At 37.1% G+C, this 18544-nt stretch carries 14 protein-coding genes; 10 read left to right on the forward strand and 4 right to left on the reverse strand.

The features are described from left to right. Positions 1–155: 155 nt before the first annotated feature. On the reverse strand, positions 156–404 hold the full coding sequence (locus C4E06_RS24600; RefSeq protein WP_107671003.1) for a hypothetical protein: 249 nt from the start codon (positions 402–404) through the stop codon (positions 156–158). 120 nt (positions 405–524) lie between these two features. Between C4E06_RS24600 and C4E06_RS24605 the strand changes: the two genes are divergently transcribed. The 10 genes from C4E06_RS24605 (at position 525) to C4E06_RS24650 (ending at position 16368) form a co-directional block, all read left to right on the forward strand. Further along, complete coding sequence (locus tag C4E06_RS24605) at positions 525–2357, forward strand: hypothetical protein (protein WP_107671004.1); 1833 nt, start codon at positions 525–527, stop codon at positions 2355–2357. Next, positions 2357–3391, forward strand: a complete 1035-nt coding sequence (locus C4E06_RS24610; protein ID WP_370051359.1) for an AAA family ATPase — start codon at positions 2357–2359, stop codon at positions 3389–3391. Before C4E06_RS24605 ends, C4E06_RS24610 begins: the two co-directional genes overlap by 1 nt. Positions 3392–3396: 5 nt before the next feature. Beyond that, positions 3397–6117: a formylglycine-generating enzyme family protein gene (locus tag C4E06_RS29085; RefSeq protein WP_232826363.1), complete on the forward strand. Its 2721-nt coding sequence runs from the start codon at positions 3397–3399 to the stop codon at positions 6115–6117. Positions 6118–6203: 86 nt separating this feature from the next. Next, entirely contained in the window at positions 6204–6560 is a 357-nt protein-coding gene (locus C4E06_RS24620) for a four helix bundle protein (protein ID WP_107671006.1), read from the forward strand. A gap of 40 nt (positions 6561–6600) precedes the next feature. Continuing rightward, positions 6601–6828, forward strand: a complete 228-nt coding sequence (locus C4E06_RS24625) for a hypothetical protein (protein ID WP_107671007.1) — start codon at positions 6601–6603, stop codon at positions 6826–6828. A gap of 118 nt (positions 6829–6946) precedes the next feature. Beyond that, a complete protein-coding gene (locus tag C4E06_RS24630; RefSeq protein ID WP_232826364.1) occupies positions 6947–7813 on the forward strand; it encodes a formylglycine-generating enzyme family protein in 867 nt (288 codons plus the stop codon). A 228-nt stretch (positions 7814–8041) separates the two neighbouring features. Then, entirely contained in the window at positions 8042–8458 is a 417-nt protein-coding gene (locus C4E06_RS24635) for a hypothetical protein (RefSeq protein ID WP_107671009.1), read from the forward strand. A gap of 48 nt (positions 8459–8506) precedes the next feature. Further along, a complete protein-coding gene (locus C4E06_RS24640) occupies positions 8507–10690 on the forward strand; it encodes a transglycosylase SLT domain-containing protein (RefSeq protein ID WP_107671010.1) in 2184 nt (727 codons plus the stop codon). A 121-nt stretch (positions 10691–10811) separates the two neighbouring features. Beyond that, positions 10812–14147: a PAS domain S-box protein gene (locus tag C4E06_RS24645; protein ID WP_107671011.1), complete on the forward strand. Its 3336-nt coding sequence runs from the start codon at positions 10812–10814 to the stop codon at positions 14145–14147. 121 nt (positions 14148–14268) lie between these two features. Beyond that, on the forward strand, positions 14269–16368 hold the full coding sequence (locus C4E06_RS24650) for a GGDEF domain-containing response regulator (RefSeq protein ID WP_107671012.1): 2100 nt from the start codon (positions 14269–14271) through the stop codon (positions 16366–16368). A gap of 15 nt (positions 16369–16383) precedes the next feature. Here the strand turns inward: C4E06_RS24650 and C4E06_RS24655 are convergent, their stop codons facing one another. The 3 genes from C4E06_RS24655 to C4E06_RS24665 form a co-directional block, all read right to left on the reverse strand. Beyond that, positions 16384–16572 carry a CPXCG motif-containing cysteine-rich protein gene (locus C4E06_RS24655; RefSeq protein WP_107671013.1) on the reverse strand — a complete coding sequence of 63 codons (189 nt, stop codon included), beginning with the start codon at positions 16570–16572 and terminating at the stop codon, positions 16384–16386. A gap of 160 nt (positions 16573–16732) precedes the next feature. Then, entirely contained in the window at positions 16733–17812 is a 1080-nt protein-coding gene (locus tag C4E06_RS24660) for a class I SAM-dependent methyltransferase (protein WP_107671014.1), read from the reverse strand. A 111-nt stretch (positions 17813–17923) separates the two neighbouring features. Further along, on the reverse strand, positions 17924–18289 hold the full coding sequence (locus tag C4E06_RS24665) for a VOC family protein (protein ID WP_107671015.1): 366 nt from the start codon (positions 18287–18289) through the stop codon (positions 17924–17926). Between the last annotated feature and the right edge of the window lie 255 nt (positions 18290–18544).

Consider the following 18544-nt stretch of genomic DNA (forward strand, 5'->3'; position numbering starts at 1 on the left):
TGATTTGCCCACCTTACCGTCTTAAAATTTTGTGTATAAACAGTCTCTTAATTGGCCTTGGTTGACTATTGATTTATAGTAGTTAATGAGAAAAAACACGACTAAGGAAATTTCGCCTTTAGCCGTGTTCATACACTTTAATTTACTGTTTGAGTTTATTTGGAGTTTGTAGATGTTTTAGTCTCGGACTCCAGTTGACTCTCAAGTCTAGGTAGTTGTTCTCGATGTGGGATATCTTCTGTTCTGAAAGCTGGACCCACACCTAACCCAAAAATAGCGGCAATAATGGCAAGAATCATCATAAATTCTTCTTTGGTCAAGCTAAACTTGAAATTCAGGTTTCCACTAAAACGAAATTTATTGTCATTTTCTGTTGACTTTCTTTCTGGCTTTTTATTACCCATAATTGATTACTTCTCTGTATCTGTTCGTGTCTCTTTTATCATCCCCTATCCCTCTATATACCTGCATTCCCAGGATATTGCTTTAAACACCAGGTATTGACAAAATAAAGTTTTTATGATATGCCAAAATTGACCGCAGTTGGAAAAACAAAAATCATTTCAATTCTTTGTCAAAGCATACAAAGGTTGAATCGTTGGCCTGACTCAGAAACCATTTTAGTCAGTGGTTTCTCGTGTAGAAAAATAACAATTACCGTCGCAGAAATTCAAAAAAAATTATCTTATAATGATAATTTATCTGGTTATGAAATAGACTATTTAGCTAAACTTTTGTGGAAAGAGTTGATTTTTCAAAAAATAACTAAAAATCGCAAAATTAATTCTTTGAAACAGCTTCAACTTCAATTTGCTCGTGATACTAATGAAGAAGAGAGAAATAGAATCAATTATTCTTTGGATACAATAATTAAAACTAATAATAAAAGCAATAATCATCAACAAAATGACTCTGATTTGATTAATTTTCTCAATGATGAAGCCTGTTATGAAGCCTATAAAACTTTTTATATTACTAATGGTTCTTTTCGGACTTGCCAAAGATTTTTACAAGCATCAGCAAAAGAAAGTCAAAGTTCGACAACAGTAAAATATCTGGTTAACACAGTTAATAATTTAGCCCAAAGCTTAAAAATTGATATTTTTGACATCAATGATTTATTTTTATTTGAATATCAACAAAAAGATTTGAAGCCTGAAGTTATTCTATCTATTAAAAAAGAATCTTTACAAAATTTGAGAAACATTTTACAAAATCTTAGAAAAATTTTCTCTAACGATAATAACTTACCTGATATTAGTAAGATTCAGCAATATTATCTTGAGAAAAGTGGATGGAATACTCTAAAAAGAGGTAAAAAACCTGATCTTCTTACCTATTTATCAGAAAGAAAAGAAAATACTTTGTTAAGGTTTATCGCACATTTGATTAAATCAACTAATAATGATTTAGCAGAAGAACTGACTAATTGGTTGACAGTAAAAGGATGCTTTTTTGCTCAAACTCCTCAAGAATTTGATGCTGATCAATTTTTACGTCAATTTACTATACTTCTTGATATGAATGATAATCTTCCTCATTCTCAATCGTCACCTCAATCATTTCTCATGATTAGCTTTAAAAAATCAAATAACAATTATAAAATTAGTTGTTGGTTTGCTTCAGAAAATCAATCAACACCAAGAAATATCCATCAATCAACCTTAACTAATTTGAGAGAAATTAACCAAGAATTAGATAATACAGTTCAAAATTGCATGAATCAAATTATAGAGAAGGAATGGTTAGGATTTCACGAAGCTATTTCTTCTATGAGAATAGAACTTTTCGTAGATTATAATTTAATTAATCTAGATTATTATGCTTGGGAATTTAAAATAGGAAGAAAAAAGAGAAGATTGCCTAATATTATTTTACGGTTACAAGAAAGACAAGAATTAGTACAAATGCTTAATGATAAAAAATCACTATCAAGTAGTACGAGGCAAGAACTAACAGAACAGAATGAACAATGGAATCAGAAATGGAATCAGTTAAATAATAATCAAGGAAATTTTGGATTAAAAAGTCAAATGCCAAGTCCTTATATTGGACTAAAATCTTGGAATTCTTTAACTCACTATTGTCTTGAATATTTAATTGATGATAGCTTACCAGCAGCGATTTGGTATAGAAATAAAAATGATCAATTTCGTCAAGAAATGATAGAAACTACCATCAATAATTTACTGAAAAATAATATTAATCAGCTTCCTGATAAGTTGAGTAAAATTCGTAAACAAGCGAATGGAAATCCCACAGAAGTTGCTTCTCATTTATCATTACTGTGGGACCCTCCGAATCGTCCCCTTCCCCCCGAACCTGACAGTGAAAATTATCCCCTTGGACTTTTTTAATTATGACTTGGAAACTATTTGAAGGCAACGGAACCCCTAAACCTGATAATTATTGGCCCAAACCCGAAGAAGACAAAAAAAATCCCCTTCCACCCCCTCCAACTTGGCGAGATTTTAGTGATCAAAAAGCAATGGATGAACGCAGGGGAAGAACCTTTCAAATTCCCAAAGACGATAAAATTATTGATTTAATCAATGCTGCCCTTTATTTACGTCGTCCCTTATTAGTTGAAGGTGAACCAGGAAGTGGCAAAAGTTCTTTGGCCTATGCAGTTGCTTATGAATTAGGTCTAGGAGAGGTCTTAAAATGGTCGATTACTACCCGTTCTACCCTAACAGAAGGGTTATATTATTATGATGCTATTGGACGATTACGGGATACTCAACTAATGGGAAAAGAAAAAAACCCAGATGTTTTAGACCCCATTAAAAATATTGGAAACTATATTACTTTGGGACCCTTGGGAACAGCTTTTTTACCTCCGAAGAAAGGAGAAGCAAAAAAACCCAGAGTTTTGTTAATTGATGAAATCGATAAGAGTGATATTGACCTTCCTGACGATTTATTACAGATTTTTGAGGAAGGACGCTTTGAAATACCTGAATTAAAAAGAATTGCTAAACAAAAGCGTTTAGTCGATGTTCGTACTTATGATCAGAAGATACGAACAATTGAGAATGGTTTTGTTCCTTGTGAAGTCTTTCCTTTTGTTGTTTTAACTAGCAACGGTAAACGAGACTTTCCTCCTGCATTTTTGAGACGTTGTTTACGAATTCAAATGAAAAAACCGACAAGAGATCATTTAGAAAACATTGTCAAAGCACATTTTGATGAAACAATAGTTACTAAAGCTGATCCCTATATTAAGGAATTTCTTGATTTAATTGAAGACGGGAATAAGTTGGCCATCGATCAATTATTGAATACTATTTTTTTGTTAACAAATGGCAACATAGATGAAAAGAATTTGAAAGCCCATCTTTTACAATCGTTAGATAGTTCAATGATGCCTGAAGATGAGAGTAACGGGTAAAAATAATGTCTAGATTAACTGATTTAATTGAACAATTAAAGCGTGAATATCCATCAGAATTAGACCTAAATGTTGAAGAACTTTTAGACGCACTTTGGTTTACTATTGTTACATCACAATCAGAAGAAAAGCCAACAGTCAATCAATCACGTGATACACCTTCTTTATCCCAGTCAGAACCCTCATTAAACACTCCCTCTCAACCTCCCCCACCAATTAAAACAGAAGCAGAAAACTATCCCCCTGAGCGTAAATTTCCTAGTTATGCTAACACGGATAAAATAGATTCAAAAAGTAAGTCAAAAGGGATTTTTTTTGATGTTCAAGATCCCCCTGCAATTCCTGACTTTTGGAAACAAGAAATTTGTCGTACTTTGCAAACTTTACGGCGAAAAATACCGAGCAATAAAAGCCAAGAAATAGACGAAGAAGCCACCGTTCAATTTATCGGAGAAACAGAACTTTATGAACCTATTTTTAAGCCTAAATTTAAGCGATCGCTTTCTATTTCCCTTATTATTGAATTAGAAAAATCTGTTTTAATTTGGTACAAAGTTGTAAAAGAAATAGAAGCAATATTTAAAAAGATTGGAGTGTTTCATGAAATTAATATTTTCTGGATAAAAACTAATGATGAAAACCAAGTAATTTTACAATCATCTTATAAAGATAATTCAGTAAAATATAAGCCGGAACAAATTATTAATAATTCCCCTGCTGAACAATTAATCATAATTATTAGTGATTTTTCTTCAGTCCGTTGGTATCAAAATTATTATACAAATATTCTAGATAAATGGAGTCAAAAAGCCCTTGTTACCCTCTTACAATTATTTCCTAAACGCCTTTGGAATAGAACAGCTTTAGATCGTAAAAACCCAGTTATTTTACAATCTCCTTCAATGGGAGAAACTAATTCACCCTACACACTCAATCAACAATTAACTATCAAAGATTCATTATTATCTCATCAACAAAACTATTTAAAACTTCCTATTATTACTTTAGACCCTCAATCCCTACAAAAATGGGTTAATTTAGTTAGTGGACAAAAGCAAGTTAACTTACCAGGAATTTTAGTTAAGAAAACTAATTTATCTAATTTACATACCGAATCTAAACCTTCACAAATCATTCAATCTTTATCCTCTGAACAAATCTTAAACCGTTTTTATGAAAATGCCTCAGAAAAAGCTCAAGAATTAGCCCATCGTCTCAGTGCTGTTCCTGTGACTTTCCCTATTATTCGTCTCATTATTCAAGCAGTTCCTTCTTTATCTTCTGAAAATTTCAAAACAAAAAAAGTAAAAAAGGCATCATTTTTAAATTCAATTGTTAACTTGAATCATGACTATGAACTTCCTGCCGTAATTATTGCCGAAGTTTTAATGGGGGGACTGTTTAACCCCTTATCAAGTCCGATTAACTCTCTAAGTTCTGACTCTTTTAATCTCATTGAATTAGAATTTAAACCAGAGATTCGAGAAGCTTTAGAACAAGAAGCCACAGAAGAAGAATTAGTAGATACTATCACCCTAATTTCTGATTATATTTCTCAATATTTAGGAGAGGATCAAGATATTTTTGAAGCTCTTTTATTAGACTCTTCTTTAAAAGCTGAATTACCAGAGTCAGTTCGTCATTTTGCCGAAATATCTGCTTCAACTTTACAGAATTTAGGGGGTGTTTATAGTGAATTTGTGAAGCAATACACCACAGCAGAATCGTCTGTTTCTCAACCTTCTGAAATTCCCCTATTAGAAACATTAGAAACATTTGAATTTGAAGCAGAAGTCGCCATCATTGTCTTTGAAGAAGAACCTTTACAACAATGGACTTTTGAAACCCCCACAGTAAACCGTCGTGGCGAAATCATCAAAACCACTACCCATACCGCCTCCTACTTCAACGAACCTTTGACGGATAACGTTATACTCACAATGGTAGCGATCCCTGGTGGCACTTTTACAATGGGTTCTTCCGAAAATGAAGGTTATAGTAATGAACAGCCTCAACATAATGTTACTCTTTCTGCTTTTTTCATGGGTAAATATCCCATTACTCAAGCTCAATGGAAAGCGATCGCTTCTCAAACTAATCTAAAAGTTAACATCGACTTAGACGAAGATCCCTCAAACTTTAAAGGGGATAACCGACCTGTTGAACGAGTTAATTGGTACGAAGCGGTAGAATTCTGTCAACGCCTCTCTAAGCTTACAGGAAGGCACTATCAGCTACCCTCAGAAGCCCAATGGGAATACGCTTGTCGTGCTGTCTCAGAACCTCTAGACCTCGAAAAAGGTGAATCCTACCCACCCTTCTACTTTGGAGATACCATCACAGGAGAACTAGCTAATTATGATGCTTCTAACACTTATGCTGATGAACCATCAGGAGAAGAAAGCCAAGAAACAACCTCGGTCGGTCAATTCCCCCCTAATGTCTTTGGATTGTACGATATGCACGGGAACGTCTGGGAATGGTGTGCTGACGACTGGCATGATAATTATGAAGACGCACCTAATGATGGTAGTGCTTGGATGGAATTTGAAGCCTCATATTTAGCCAAAAATAAGCAAAATTATTCAAAATCAGTATTTCGGGGCGGTTCTTGGGGCAACAATCCTTATTACTGCCGTTCCGCTTATCGCCTCAACTACGATTCGCGCGACTACCACCTCGGCAATATCGGTTTTCGGGTAGTATGTGTGTTCGGGAGTGAATGAAGTCAGAAGTCAGAAGTTTGAAGTCAGAAGTGTTTTTAAACAGTCTTAAAGTGAAATAAAATTAAATTAGTATATTATCCAATAAGATGATAAATAAACCGAAGGTTTCGATTCAGGAAAAAACTAAAAAGTTTGCTGTTAGAATAATAAAAGCTTGTGTTTGGTTAGAAAAACAATCAAACGTTAGTCGAACTTTAGCTAATCAATTATTAAGGTCTGGAACTTCTATTGGAGCAAATTGTAGTGAAGCCAAATCTGCACAATCAACAAGAGATTTTATCAGTAAATATGAAATTGCTCTCAAAGAAGCAAGAGAAACATTATACTGGTTAGAAATTCTTATAGAAGCCGAATTAGTACCATTAGAAAAGTTTAAAGGACTCATGCAGGAAACAGAAGAGATCATCAAAATATTAGTTTCCAGTCTAAAAAAACTAAAATAATAAGCTTCTGACTTCATTAAAGACTATATCTTAAAATCTCATGAAAACAATTCAATTAAGTAAACTAAAACAAGAAGATTTATTAACTCAAAAAGAAACAATTTCCATAGCCTATAATAATGAAATTATAGGCTATTACAATCCTGTTATTGATTACTATGAAGCCAAAAAAGCAAAAGAAGAACTTGATATAGTTATGGAAAAAGTATTAAAAGAAACAGGTTTAACAGAAGAAGAATATGTGTCAATGTTTATGAATAAAGTTTAAATGACTCATGAAAGAAAAGAAAAAATTATCAAAATTTTAGTATCAATCCTAAAAAAGCTCAAAAAACAAAACTTCTAACTTCTGACTTCTGACTTCAAAAACGGCCATGGCTGAAAAAATGATAATCAAACGTCCAAAACAAAAGTTTAGAGGGTATAGAGATTATATCGATGATGTTCCTTTAGAACTGGCTTTAATCCCCCATGGTACCTTCACGATGGGCGCACCAGAAGATGAAGAAGGCACTCGTGACAACGAAAGACCCCAACATGACGTAACCATCTCCTCCTTTCTCATGGGACGTTACCCTGTCACCCAAGCTCAATGGAAAGCGATCGCTCTTCATACAGACTTAAAGGTAAACATAGACTTAGAAGAAGATCCCTCTCATTTTAAAAAACCGTATGAAGGCATAGATCGATGGCTTAGACCCGTTGAACAAGTTAACTGGTATGAAGCCGTAGAGTTCTGTCAACGCCTCTCACAACTAACAGGAAGGGACTATCAACTCCCCAGTGAAGCGCAATGGGAATATGCTTGTCGGGCTGGAACCACCACCCCCTTTCATTTTGGAGACACCATCACCACCGACTTAGCTAACTATAATGGTGCAAGTGAAAATTATGGATCTTATGGTAAAGGTCCCAAAGGAGAGTTTCGAGAACAAACCACCCCAGTCGGGTGTTTTGATGTGGCCAATGCTTTCGGCCTAAGTGATATGCACGGGAACGTCTGGGAATGGTGTCTTGATGACTGGCATAATAATTATGAAAATGCGCCTAATGATGGTAGTGCTTGGATGGAATTTGAACCCTCATATTTAGCCAAAAATAAGCAAAATAACTCAAATTGCGTGATGCGGGGCGGTTCTTGGCTCGACCTTCCTAATTACTGCCGTTCAGCGATCCGCTACGACGGCGATGGGCGCGTCGTCCTCAGCAGCGATCTCGGTTTTCGGGTAGTATGTGTGTTCGGGAGTGGATGAAGTCAGAAGTCAGAAGTTTGAAGTTTGAAGTGTTTCATTCGTTGCGGCTCTAGCGAACAGAAGTCAGAAGTATAATTCACTATTCACCGTTCCTTGTTCCCTATAAAAAAATATAGACTCAATGAACTAAATAGATTATCCGACCTTGATAAAATCAGAACGATGAATTAACACAGAGATAACCTCAATTATTTTTGTGATTAATCCTTACTGTTAGGAGATAATTCTGTGAAACTAAATCCTACTCTTATTTTGCTATCCTTAGCAACCACAGGACTGAGTTTATTAGTCCCAGTGAAAGCTAACGCGCAACTGCGTAATATTGGGCCGAATATTTCTGTTCCCCCCAGACAATGTATTGCTGGAGCCGTAGACTGTGACGCTGAAATTCACCGCGAAAATATGCGTCATAACCGTCAATTGTATTTTCAGACCCCGGAAAAGATTTTGCAACATTTCCACCGAGAACGCACGGAAAGAGCCTGTTTAGAGCGTACCATTACCACTCCTCCCCCCGCCATTGATCGCAACTGTGGTCAGTATCTTCAACAAATTGAAACCCTAAACCAACAAGATGCACTCATCGATCAACGGATACTGCAACAGCAAGAAATTGATCGGTTATACCCTAACGTCCCTAGATAACTTTTAGGCTTATAATGTATCTTTAAAACTGTTGTGTGTGGGAATGGAATGCTTAAGCCACTAAAACATAAACGTCCTCTGATCATTGCTTCTAGTATCCTGTTAGCCGGTGCCATTAGCACTGTGGTTGTAACACCGAGAATAGTCGAATGGCTTGAACAAAGACAACAGGCTAAAATCGAAACTGCTCTACAAGAGGATATTAACAAACCTTCGGTGGTCTTCACCTTAGCAGAAATTCCTGCCCAACAACGCAGAGAACAACTACAAGCGATCGCCTCTGCTGAAACCCTCTCCCTCGAAAGAAGTCGGGCCCGTTATTTACTGGCTAACGATCTCCTGGCAGAATACGAAGGCGGCCCCGCCTTAAGACAACTCGAAGGGTTAGAAAACGAATATCCCACCTTAGTCCCCTATATTCTCCTCAAACGGGGTCGAGGCTACGAATTAACCAATGAGACGGCATTGGCCCAGGAAACCTGGCAAGAACTCATAGAAACCTATCCCGACTCTTTAGCCTCAGCAGAAGCCTTATATCAACTGGGAAAATATGACCCAAGTTACTGGGATCAAGGGATCGAAGCATTTCCCCAACATCCCAGTATTCAAAAAGTGATCCGGGAACGGTTAAAAGAAAACCCCAAACAACCCAAATTATTATTATTGTTAGCTCAATATGCAGCCAATGACCCCCAAACCAACCCCATCCGCGATCGCCTCGTAGACGAATATGCAGGGGAACTCACCCCCGAAGACTGGCAAGCGATCGCCGACGGTTACTGGGACGTTAATGACTTCTATAAAGGGGCCATGGCTTACAAAAAAGCCCCCAAAACCCCCCAAAATTATTACCGCATCGCTAGGGGGCAACAAGTCCAACCCCAAGGCAATAATAAAGAAACCGTCATCGCTGCCTATCGTCAGTTAATGTTCGGTTTCCCTAAAGCCGAAGAAACAGCCCTCGGTTTAAAACGATTGGCTCAATTATCCCCACCACAGACCGCAATTACCTATCTTGACGAAATTATCCAAAAATTCCCCGAACAGGCTCCAGAAGCTCTTCTAGATAAGGCTGAATTGCTCGATAAATTGAATAGGAGGGCAGAAGCGGCCCAAGTCCGTGAAACCCTGTTATCTAAATATCCCAACTCTGACGCAACGGCGGAATATCGTTGGCAAGTCGCCCAAGAAGCAGCCGAACAAGGGGACGCGCTGAAAGCTTGGACCTGGGCCCAACCCATCACTACCAATAATCATGACAGTTCCATCGCCCCGAAAGCAGCCTTTTGGGTCGGAAAATGGGCGCAACAGTTAGGCAGAATCGAAGATTCTCAAGCGGCTTTTGAACACGTAGTGGCCCGTCATCCTGAATCTTACTATGCTTGGCGATCGGCTGTACAGTTAGGCTGGAATGTAGGAAATTTTAACAATATTCGTCAAACCTTACCCCAAGTTAATAAATCTAACACCCGTCCCCTTCCCCCGGCGGGTTCAGAAATGTTTAAGGAGTTGTATCGTTTAGGACAAGATGAGGATGCAATTACGTTATTTCAAGCAGAAATGGGCGATCGCGAAACCTTAACGGTTAATGAAGGATTTACCGATGCCCTATTAAAGTTAGTTCAAGGGAAAAATCTTCAAGGGATTAATCAGGTTTGGTATCTGCAAAATAAAGATGATCCTGAACAGGAAAAAGAATGGCAAGAACTCAGAGAAACGGAAAAATATTGGCACGCTTTATTCCCTTTTCCTTTCTACGATAACATCATTGAATGGTCGGGTCGTCGTCAATTAAATCCCCTATTAGTGACCTCTTTAATGCGCCAAGAATCCCGGTTTGAACCCGAAATTAAGTCACCGGTTGGGGCAACGGGTTTAATGCAGGTAATGCCAGCAACTGGGGAATGGGTGGCCAATAAAATTAATTTAACAGACTATTCTTTAACCGATCCTGATGATAGCATTAATTTAGGAACTTGGTACTTAAATTATACTCATTCTAAATATAGTAATAACTCGTTATTAGCCATTGCTAGTTACAACGCAGGACCGGGCAATGTCTCAAAATGGGTTAAAAGATATCGAGTCAGTGATCCCGATGTCTTTGTAGAAAAAATACCCTTTGGAGAAACGAAAGGTTATGTAGAAGCGGTGTTTGGGAATTATTGGAATTATCTCAGGATTTATAACCCAGAAATCTCTGAATTATTGCAAAGATATGCCAATAAATAAAACTTAATCATTAAAATTTGGGGAAAATAAAAGGGTTAATGATCAATTACCCGTTAAAATCATAGGTCACTGATTACTGATCACTGTTTACTGTTCACTGATCACTGATCACTGTTTACTCATGACTCTTTTAACTCCCCTCTTTTCCTATCTTGTCTTGGGGTTAATGCCTCATGGTTACTGTTATCTGTGGCAAACCCCCTTAGTGGGCCTTCATGTGGTTGCTGATGGGTTAATTACCCTAGCTTATTATTCCATTCCCCTCACCCTCGTTTATTTTGTCCGAAAACGTCACAATTTTCCTTATAATTGGGTTTTTCTGTTATTTGGGGCGTTTATTGTTTCCTGTGGAACCACTCATCTGATGGCCATCTGGACCCTGTGGCATCCTGATTATTGGCTTTCTGGCATCATTAAAGCCATCACTGCTATCAGTTCCATTTATACCGCGATTATTCTGATTCCCCTCCTGCCTAAACTATTAGCCCTCCCCAGTACCGAAGCATTAGAGGCAGAAATCAAACAGCGTCAAACCGTAGAAACGTCCCTGCGAACCACCCAAAGGCGTTTAAAGAGTGTTTTAGACATGGCAGAAGATGCCATTATTTCCCTCAATACTCAGCAAGAAATTACCCTTTTTAATCGAGGGGCTGAAAACATCTTTGGTTGGAAGGCTTCAGAGATGATGGGAAAATCTCTAGACTGCTTGCTGCCTGAGCGTTTTGTCACTTCGCATCAACATCATGTTAATCAGTTTCAACAGTCCCCTGATACAACAAGAAAAATGGGACAACGACGAGAAATTATCGGTTTACGCAAGGACAAAACCGAGTTTCCGGCAGAAGCATCCATTGCGAAATTAGATTTATCCGAAGAAACCATTGTTACCGTGTTTTTGCGAGATATTAGCGATCGCCGACAGCGAGAACAAGCGATCTATGAACATCAACAAAGGTTTCGCAAAGTGTTTGAAGAGGGCCCCTTAGGAATGGCTATTGTGGGGTTAGATTATCGATTTATTGCTGTTAATCAGACGTTATGTGAAATGTTGGGCTATTCAGCCTCAGAATTACAACAATTGACCTTTGTCGACATTACCCATGCTGATGATATTGATAAGGATATACAGTTAGCTCAACAATTATATCAACAAGAAATTCCCTTTTATTCCCTAGAAAAACGCTACCTAACGAAAGAGGGCAAGATGCTTTGGATTATATTAACAGCATCCTTGCTCAAAGACGAACAGGAAAAACCTCGTTATGGGTTTGCCATGATTGAAGATATTAGCGATCGCAAAGCGGCAGACGAAAAATTACAACAATATAAGCGCATTATTTCAGCGGCCAGTGACGCAATTGTTTTATTAGATCGTCATTATAACTATCAATTAGCCAATCAATCCTATTTAGACTTACATCACAAAACCTATCCAGAAGTGATCGGTCATTCTGTGGCTGAAATTTTAGGAGAAACGGTTTTTCAAACCAAAGTCAAGCCCTATATTGATCGCACGCTTTTAGGCATTAGCCAAGACTTTCAAAATTGGTTTGAGTTACCGGGGTTAGGAAAACAGTTTATTAGTGCTAATTTTTCCCCCTATTTTGAAGCCGATAAAACTATTTCTGGAGTGGTGATTAGTCTTCGTAACATTACCCACCTCAAAGAAATAGAAGCCTCTTTACAAGAAAGTAAGCTCAAGTTTCGTCAATTAATCGATAATGTCAAAGATGTTTTATATATTCATGATGCTCAAACCTATGAAGTTCTTTATATTAGTCCCGCCTTTGAACAAGTTTGGGGAATATCTTGTGAAACTGTCTATAAAAACCCCTATGCGTGGATAGATTGTATTCATCCTGATGATCGTCAACGGGTGACCATTGCCTTTGAAAATAGGATGTCACAGGGTCAATATAACGAAGAATATCGAATTATTCGACCCAATGGAGAAATGCGCTGGATTTGGTCAAGAAGTTATCCTGTTTTTGATGAATCAGGTAACATTTATCGAGTGGCTGGTATTGCTGAAGATATTACCGAAAGAAAAGCCATTCAAAAAACCTTAGAACTACAAGATGTTATCGTCAAAAATATGGCCGAAGGGGTTTGTTTAGTGAGTGCTGATACGGGAGAATTAGTTTATGTCAATCCTAAGTTTGAACGGATGTTTGGCTATGAAATGGGGGAATTAAAAGGACAGCACGTTTCTATTATTAATTATGAGGATAAAGACCAGAAAAATAAACAAGTTTATCAAGAAATTAGACAAAATATCTTAGAAAAAGGAGAATATACCTATGAAGTCTATAACGTCAAAAAAGACGGTACAGGCTTTTGGTGTCGCGCCACTACCAGTTATTTTAACCACCCTGATTATGGCAAAGTTTTGGTTGCTGTTCAAGAAGATATTAACGAGAGTAAACAAATAGAAGAAGCCTTAATTAATAGTGAACAAAGACTACAATATTTAATTAGTTCTTCCCCTGTAGTGATCTTTAGTTGTCACCCCTATGATGATTTTCCAGCCACTTATATGAGTGACAATGTAACTAATTTGTTAGGGTATAAACCAGAGGATTTTTTAGGGGATTCTAAGTTTTGGATACAACGGGTTCATCCTGATGATCGTGACCGTATTTTATCCAATTTATCCCAACTCTTTGAACAGGAGTTTTATAACCATGAATATCGCTTTTTACACGCTGATGGTCATTACCGTTGGTTATTAGTGCAACTGCGTTTAATCCGAGATAAAAAAGGAAAACCCAGGGAAAGTTTAGGCTATTTAGTGGATATCAGCGATCGCAAACAAGCAGAAGAGAAAATAACCGCATCTCTTCAAGAAAAAGAAGTGTTACTCCGAGAAATTCATCATCGGGTTAAAAACAATTTACAAATAATTTGTAGTTTACTTAATTTACAATCTCGCTCTGTAGAAGATAGTCAAATTAAACAACTTTTAGAGGAAAGTAAAAACAGAGTTCGATCCATGGCACTTGTTCATGAAAAACTTTATCGCTCTGAAAATCTTGCCAGTATTAATTTAGCCGATTATTTAAAAGATTTAGTTAAAAATATTGCTAATTCCTACAAAAGTGAGAAAAATAAAATAACGTTAAAAGCAGACATTGATCCCATGATTACTTTGAATGTTAATACAGCTATTTCCTGCGGTTTAATTCTTAATGAGTTAATTTCTAATGCTTATAAATATGCTTTTGATTTAGGAGAAAAAGGAGAAATCTTTATACAATCAGTTACTAATGAACAACAAGACCTTATTTTAATTGTTAAAGATAATGGCAAAGGATTGCCAAAAGATTTTAATCTAGAAGAAGTAAAAACCTTAGGGTTACAATTAGTAAAGAACCTAACCAAGCAACTACGAGGACAGCTTATAATGAAGAGAGAAAAAGGAACCCAGATTGAAATCACTTTGACTAAAATAACCTAAGTGGGCTGTTAGAAGTTCAAAGGTCAGAGTTAAATGATATTTGACCTTATACTCAATTCAATTTAAAATTTTCTAGACGATAATTTTATTGTTATATTAAACCCAAAAAACTCAGTAAATTATGACCGCTAATATCCTAATTGTTGAAGATGAAAGCATCGTTGCCCAAGATATTAAAATGACCTTGGAGGAGTTAGGATATAAGGTGTGTGAAATTGTCGATTCAGGAGAGTTAGCCATAGAAAATGCCATGAAATTTAAACCCAATTTGATCCTCATGGATATTCGTTTAATTGGGGAAATGGACGGCATTGAAGCATCGACTATTATTAATCAAAGCCTTAATATTCCTATTGTTTATTTAACCGCTCACGGAGACGAGCAAACCCTAGCAAAAGCCAAACTGACCAGTCCTTTTGGCTATTTAATTAAACCCTTCGTTGAACAAGATTTAAGAATTATTCTCGAAATTGCTCTCTACAAACATGAAATTCAAAAAGAACTAATCGAACAAAAACAATGGTTATCGACCATTTTAGCAAGTATAGGAGATGGGGTACTCACCACAGATACCAACCAAAACATTACCTATCTAAATCCAACCGCAGAAAAATTGACCGGATGGACCTTATCAGAAGCCAAGGGAAAACCCGTCACTGAAGTCTTGAAACTCATTCATGAAACCACCCGTCAACCCCTTAGTTGTCCCATTAAACAAGTTCTAGAAGATCATCAACTGATCAATTTACCCAGTCATACCCTATTAATTAAAAAAGATGGTCAAGAAATTGCTATCGGGGATAATGCAGCCCCCATTTATGAATATCCACAGACACCTTCCCCCAGTCAAAATGGCGATCAATGTACTGGCGTTGTCTTAGTGTTTCGAGACATCACAGACTATAAAATAGTCACTCAAAAACTACATCGACAAGCCTTTTATGATTCTTTGACCAATTTACCTAATCGTCGTTGGTTTCAAGAACGATTAATCGATGCCATTGAACGGGTCAAACGAAACTCAGACTATTTATTTGCGGTCTTATTTTTAGACTTAGACCGCTTTAAAGCTATTAATGATAGTTTAGGCCATTTAATGGGCGATCGCCTCTTACAAGAGGTATCTCGTTGTTTAATCCGTCTCGTGCGTTCCTTTGATACCGTAGCCCGTTTTGGCGGAGACGAATTTGCCATTTTGCTTGAAAATATCCATTCCCGTGAGGATGCCATTAATGTGGCTGAACGAATTAATGATAATCTGAATGCTCCTTTTATTATCGATGGCAAAGAGATTTTTACCAATAGTAGTATTGGCATTGTTTTAAGTTCCAATGGTTATTTTTCAATCGATAACTTAATTCGAGATGCGGATATTGCTATGTATCGGGCCAAAGCAAAAGGAAGGGGTTGTTACGCCATTTTCGATCCCATTGTCGCTCAAGAAGTTATCTCGGCTTCCCGTTTAGAAAATGACCTCAAAAGAGCCATTGAAAAAGAAGAATTAAGAGTTTATTATCAACCTATTTTTGATTTAGAAACCCAAACCATTCAAGGGGTAGAAGCGTTAGTGCGTTGGCAACATCCCCAACAAGGTTTAATTTCTCCTCAATTGTTTATCCCTATTGCAGAAGAAACCGGCTATATTTTAGCCATCGATAATTGGGTGTTAGAAACCGCTTGTCATCAAATGAAACAATGGTTAATTCTCAGGGAAAATTCTACATTGTCTAAAGTGAGTATTAATCTATCGAGTTATCAGTGTTTACAGAAAAATTTAAGCCAAAAACTGAGTAATATTTTATCAAAAACGGGATTAAATCCCAGTAATATAACCTTAGAAATTACAGAAACGGCTTTAATTAAAGATCCTAATTCCGCGATTATTATTCTCAATGAATTAAAAGATTTAGGGATTACATTATCCCTCGATGATTTTGGAACCGGTTATTCATCCTTGAGTTATTTACATTCGTTTCCCGTTGATATTCTTAAAATTGATCGCTCATTTATCAACAATTTAACCAAAAATAAAGAAGGTTTAGAAATTGTTAAAACCATCATCAATTTAGGAAAAAATTTAAATATGGATATCGTTGCCGAAGGGATTGAAACTAATGAACAATTAGAATTACTCAAGCAATTAAACTGTCAATATGGTCAAGGTTATTTCTTTTCTCGACCGTTACCTCCTAATGAGATTAACCATTTAATTAATGGTTAATAGTTCTGTTGTTATTTACTCTTGATAATCAGTATGAATGGTCACTTCTAGGGTATTTTCATCCACTTCTAAATATAAGATATTAGGACGACAACACACTTGACAATCTTCGATATAAGATTGATAGTTACCCGCACTAATATCAATAAAGGTTGTATTAGATTCTCCACAAAAGGCACAAGTATATTCTGCTGTTGTTTGCATCGGTTTTTTGACTCTCTTGAAAGCACTAATTTTAGTATACTTAAATTTTATGCTTTGTTTATGTAGGTGCTTATAAATCAAAGTAAGGTGGGCAATGGTAAGAAAAAGCTGACAAACCTAAATTAGAAACCATTTGAGACATTGCCCACCCTTTTTCAAATTAGTCAGTGTTTTTTTGAACAATATAAAAATTGTTCATGGGATCGTGAGGAAGTTGTTTGACAGAAATGTCTTGAAATCCAACATCTTGTAACATTTCTAACGCCGTTTCTTCTCCCCAAACCGTTCCTAAACCAGCCCCATTATTGGCTAAAGAAACCGACATACAATGTAAACAAGAAACAGTATAAAGAAACGTTCTGGCCGGGTGATCTAAGTTTTGATGAACATCACGAGAAGCACGAATATCTTGCATTAAAAAGATGCCTTGATCCTTTAAATTTTCATAGATATTCTTGAGAACTTGATCAGGATAAGCTTGATCATGAATGGCATCAAATGCTGTAATTAAATCAAACGGTTGCTGAAAATTAAGATTCGCTGCGTCTTGCACTTCAAACGTCAGATTATGTAACCCCAAGGCCTCAGTGTGAGACTTAGCCAAAGCGATCGCCTCTTCAGAAACATCTACCCCAACAAACTGACTCCGAGGGTAAAGTTGTGCGAGTTTCGTGATGGCCTTTCCCCCACCACATCCTACGTCTAACACGGTAATCCCCTCGGACAAGTTTGCAGTTAATCTTGGAACTAAGGGCAAAATTCCTTCATCTAATACCGCTACCACACTTTGCCCGCTATCTTCTGCCATTACCTCATGAAACCTGGGATAAGCAGTATAAGGCAACCCTCCACCCTGTTGAAAACAACGAATAATCTCATCTTCGACTTGGGCCAAAACAGGAATAAACTGCATGGCCACCGCCATATTATTGGGGGTTGCTTGACGAGTCAAAAAGGCTGCATATTCAGAGGGTAACTCATAGGTGCGATCATTCGGATGATAGGTGATGATGCCTCCCATTACCATCGCCCCTAACCATTCTCTAACATAACGCTCATTTAACCCTGCGGCCTCGGCAATGGTGTCGCTAGTGCTAGGGGGTAAGTTGGCCATGACATCAAACAGTTGGGTACGATGGCCAATAGAAATCATTAAGGATAAGGCCCCATGATTGAGAATATCCAATAATTCTGAAGCAATAGCGAGAGGATCTTTGGGTTTTAAGATATTTGTCGTCATTGGTGATACCTTGAATTTTTTTCATCTATGTTCAAGGTACAGAAAAATCCATTAACTGTCGTTACAGAAAATGTCAGGTGATGACATCTGCTATATTAGAAAGTCCTTCCACTAGACACGGGTGAGTAATTCCAGGTTATGACCATCGAGATCATAGAAATAGAAACCACGTCCTCCTTTGCGGTGATTAATTTCTCCAACATTGTTGTGCATGGGATCGCTACTATATTCTAGGCCCGCTTGTTGAACCCGTGCAAAAATTAAGTCAAATTCGTCATCATTGACATGAAAGGCATAATGATGGGACTCGAAGGCATCCCGTTCGGCAAAATCAAACGTTAAAGTATCATTGATAGGCACCACCGCAAAATGACCTCTAACCGATTCTACTTTGAGTCCGAAAAGATGGGCAAAGAACTCGGCTGAAGCTTGTTTATTCTTGGTTGGTACGATGGTGTGATTGAGATTAATGGTCATCTCACACCTCCTAAAAGACAGTTATCTACTTTCTTAATCTTAACAATTTTCCTCTCGAAATCGTTAAAATTTAGCTAGTAGTCAAAGGGTATAGGGTGTAGGGGGTGGGGTGTAGGGGTTTATTTTGACTCTAACTATCTGAGAATTGATTGTTTTTGTTTTCTCATTTAGTTTTTTCGTAAGGCGTGCAAGATGTCAGTTTAAATTCATCCCTTCATAAGGACCGATGACTATTGATTTCATGAGCTTGTTGAT

This window comes from Cyanothece sp. BG0011 (genome assembly GCF_003013815.1).
In the GTDB taxonomy this organism is placed as follows: domain Bacteria; phylum Cyanobacteriota; class Cyanobacteriia; order Cyanobacteriales; family Microcystaceae; genus Crocosphaera.

Excerpts from the sequence above, each read along its gene's own strand:
- C4E06_RS24600 (WP_107671003.1), bottom strand. The coding sequence starts at position 404 with ATGGGTAATAAAAAGCCAGAAAGAAAGTCAACAGAAAATGACAATAAA.
- C4E06_RS24605 (WP_107671004.1), top strand. The coding sequence starts at position 525 with ATGCCAAAATTGACCGCAGTTGGAAAAACAAAAATCATTTCAATTCTT.
- C4E06_RS29085 (WP_232826363.1), top strand. The coding sequence starts at position 3,397 with ATGTCTAGATTAACTGATTTAATTGAACAATTAAAGCGTGAATATCCA.
- C4E06_RS24620 (WP_107671006.1), top strand. The coding sequence starts at position 6,204 with ATGATAAATAAACCGAAGGTTTCGATTCAGGAAAAAACTAAAAAGTTT.
- C4E06_RS24625 (WP_107671007.1), top strand. The coding sequence starts at position 6,601 with ATGAAAACAATTCAATTAAGTAAACTAAAACAAGAAGATTTATTAACT.
- C4E06_RS24630 (WP_232826364.1), top strand. The coding sequence starts at position 6,947 with ATGATAATCAAACGTCCAAAACAAAAGTTTAGAGGGTATAGAGATTAT.
- C4E06_RS24640 (WP_107671010.1), top strand. The coding sequence starts at position 8,507 with ATGCTTAAGCCACTAAAACATAAACGTCCTCTGATCATTGCTTCTAGT.
- C4E06_RS24645 (WP_107671011.1), top strand. The coding sequence starts at position 10,812 with ATGACTCTTTTAACTCCCCTCTTTTCCTATCTTGTCTTGGGGTTAATG.
- C4E06_RS24650 (WP_107671012.1), top strand. The coding sequence starts at position 14,269 with ATGACCGCTAATATCCTAATTGTTGAAGATGAAAGCATCGTTGCCCAA.
- C4E06_RS24655 (WP_107671013.1), bottom strand. The coding sequence starts at position 16,572 with ATGCAAACAACAGCAGAATATACTTGTGCCTTTTGTGGAGAATCTAAT.
- C4E06_RS24660 (WP_107671014.1), bottom strand. The coding sequence starts at position 17,812 with ATGACGACAAATATCTTAAAACCCAAAGATCCTCTCGCTATTGCTTCA.
- C4E06_RS24665 (WP_107671015.1), bottom strand. The coding sequence starts at position 18,289 with ATGACCATTAATCTCAATCACACCATCGTACCAACCAAGAATAAACAA.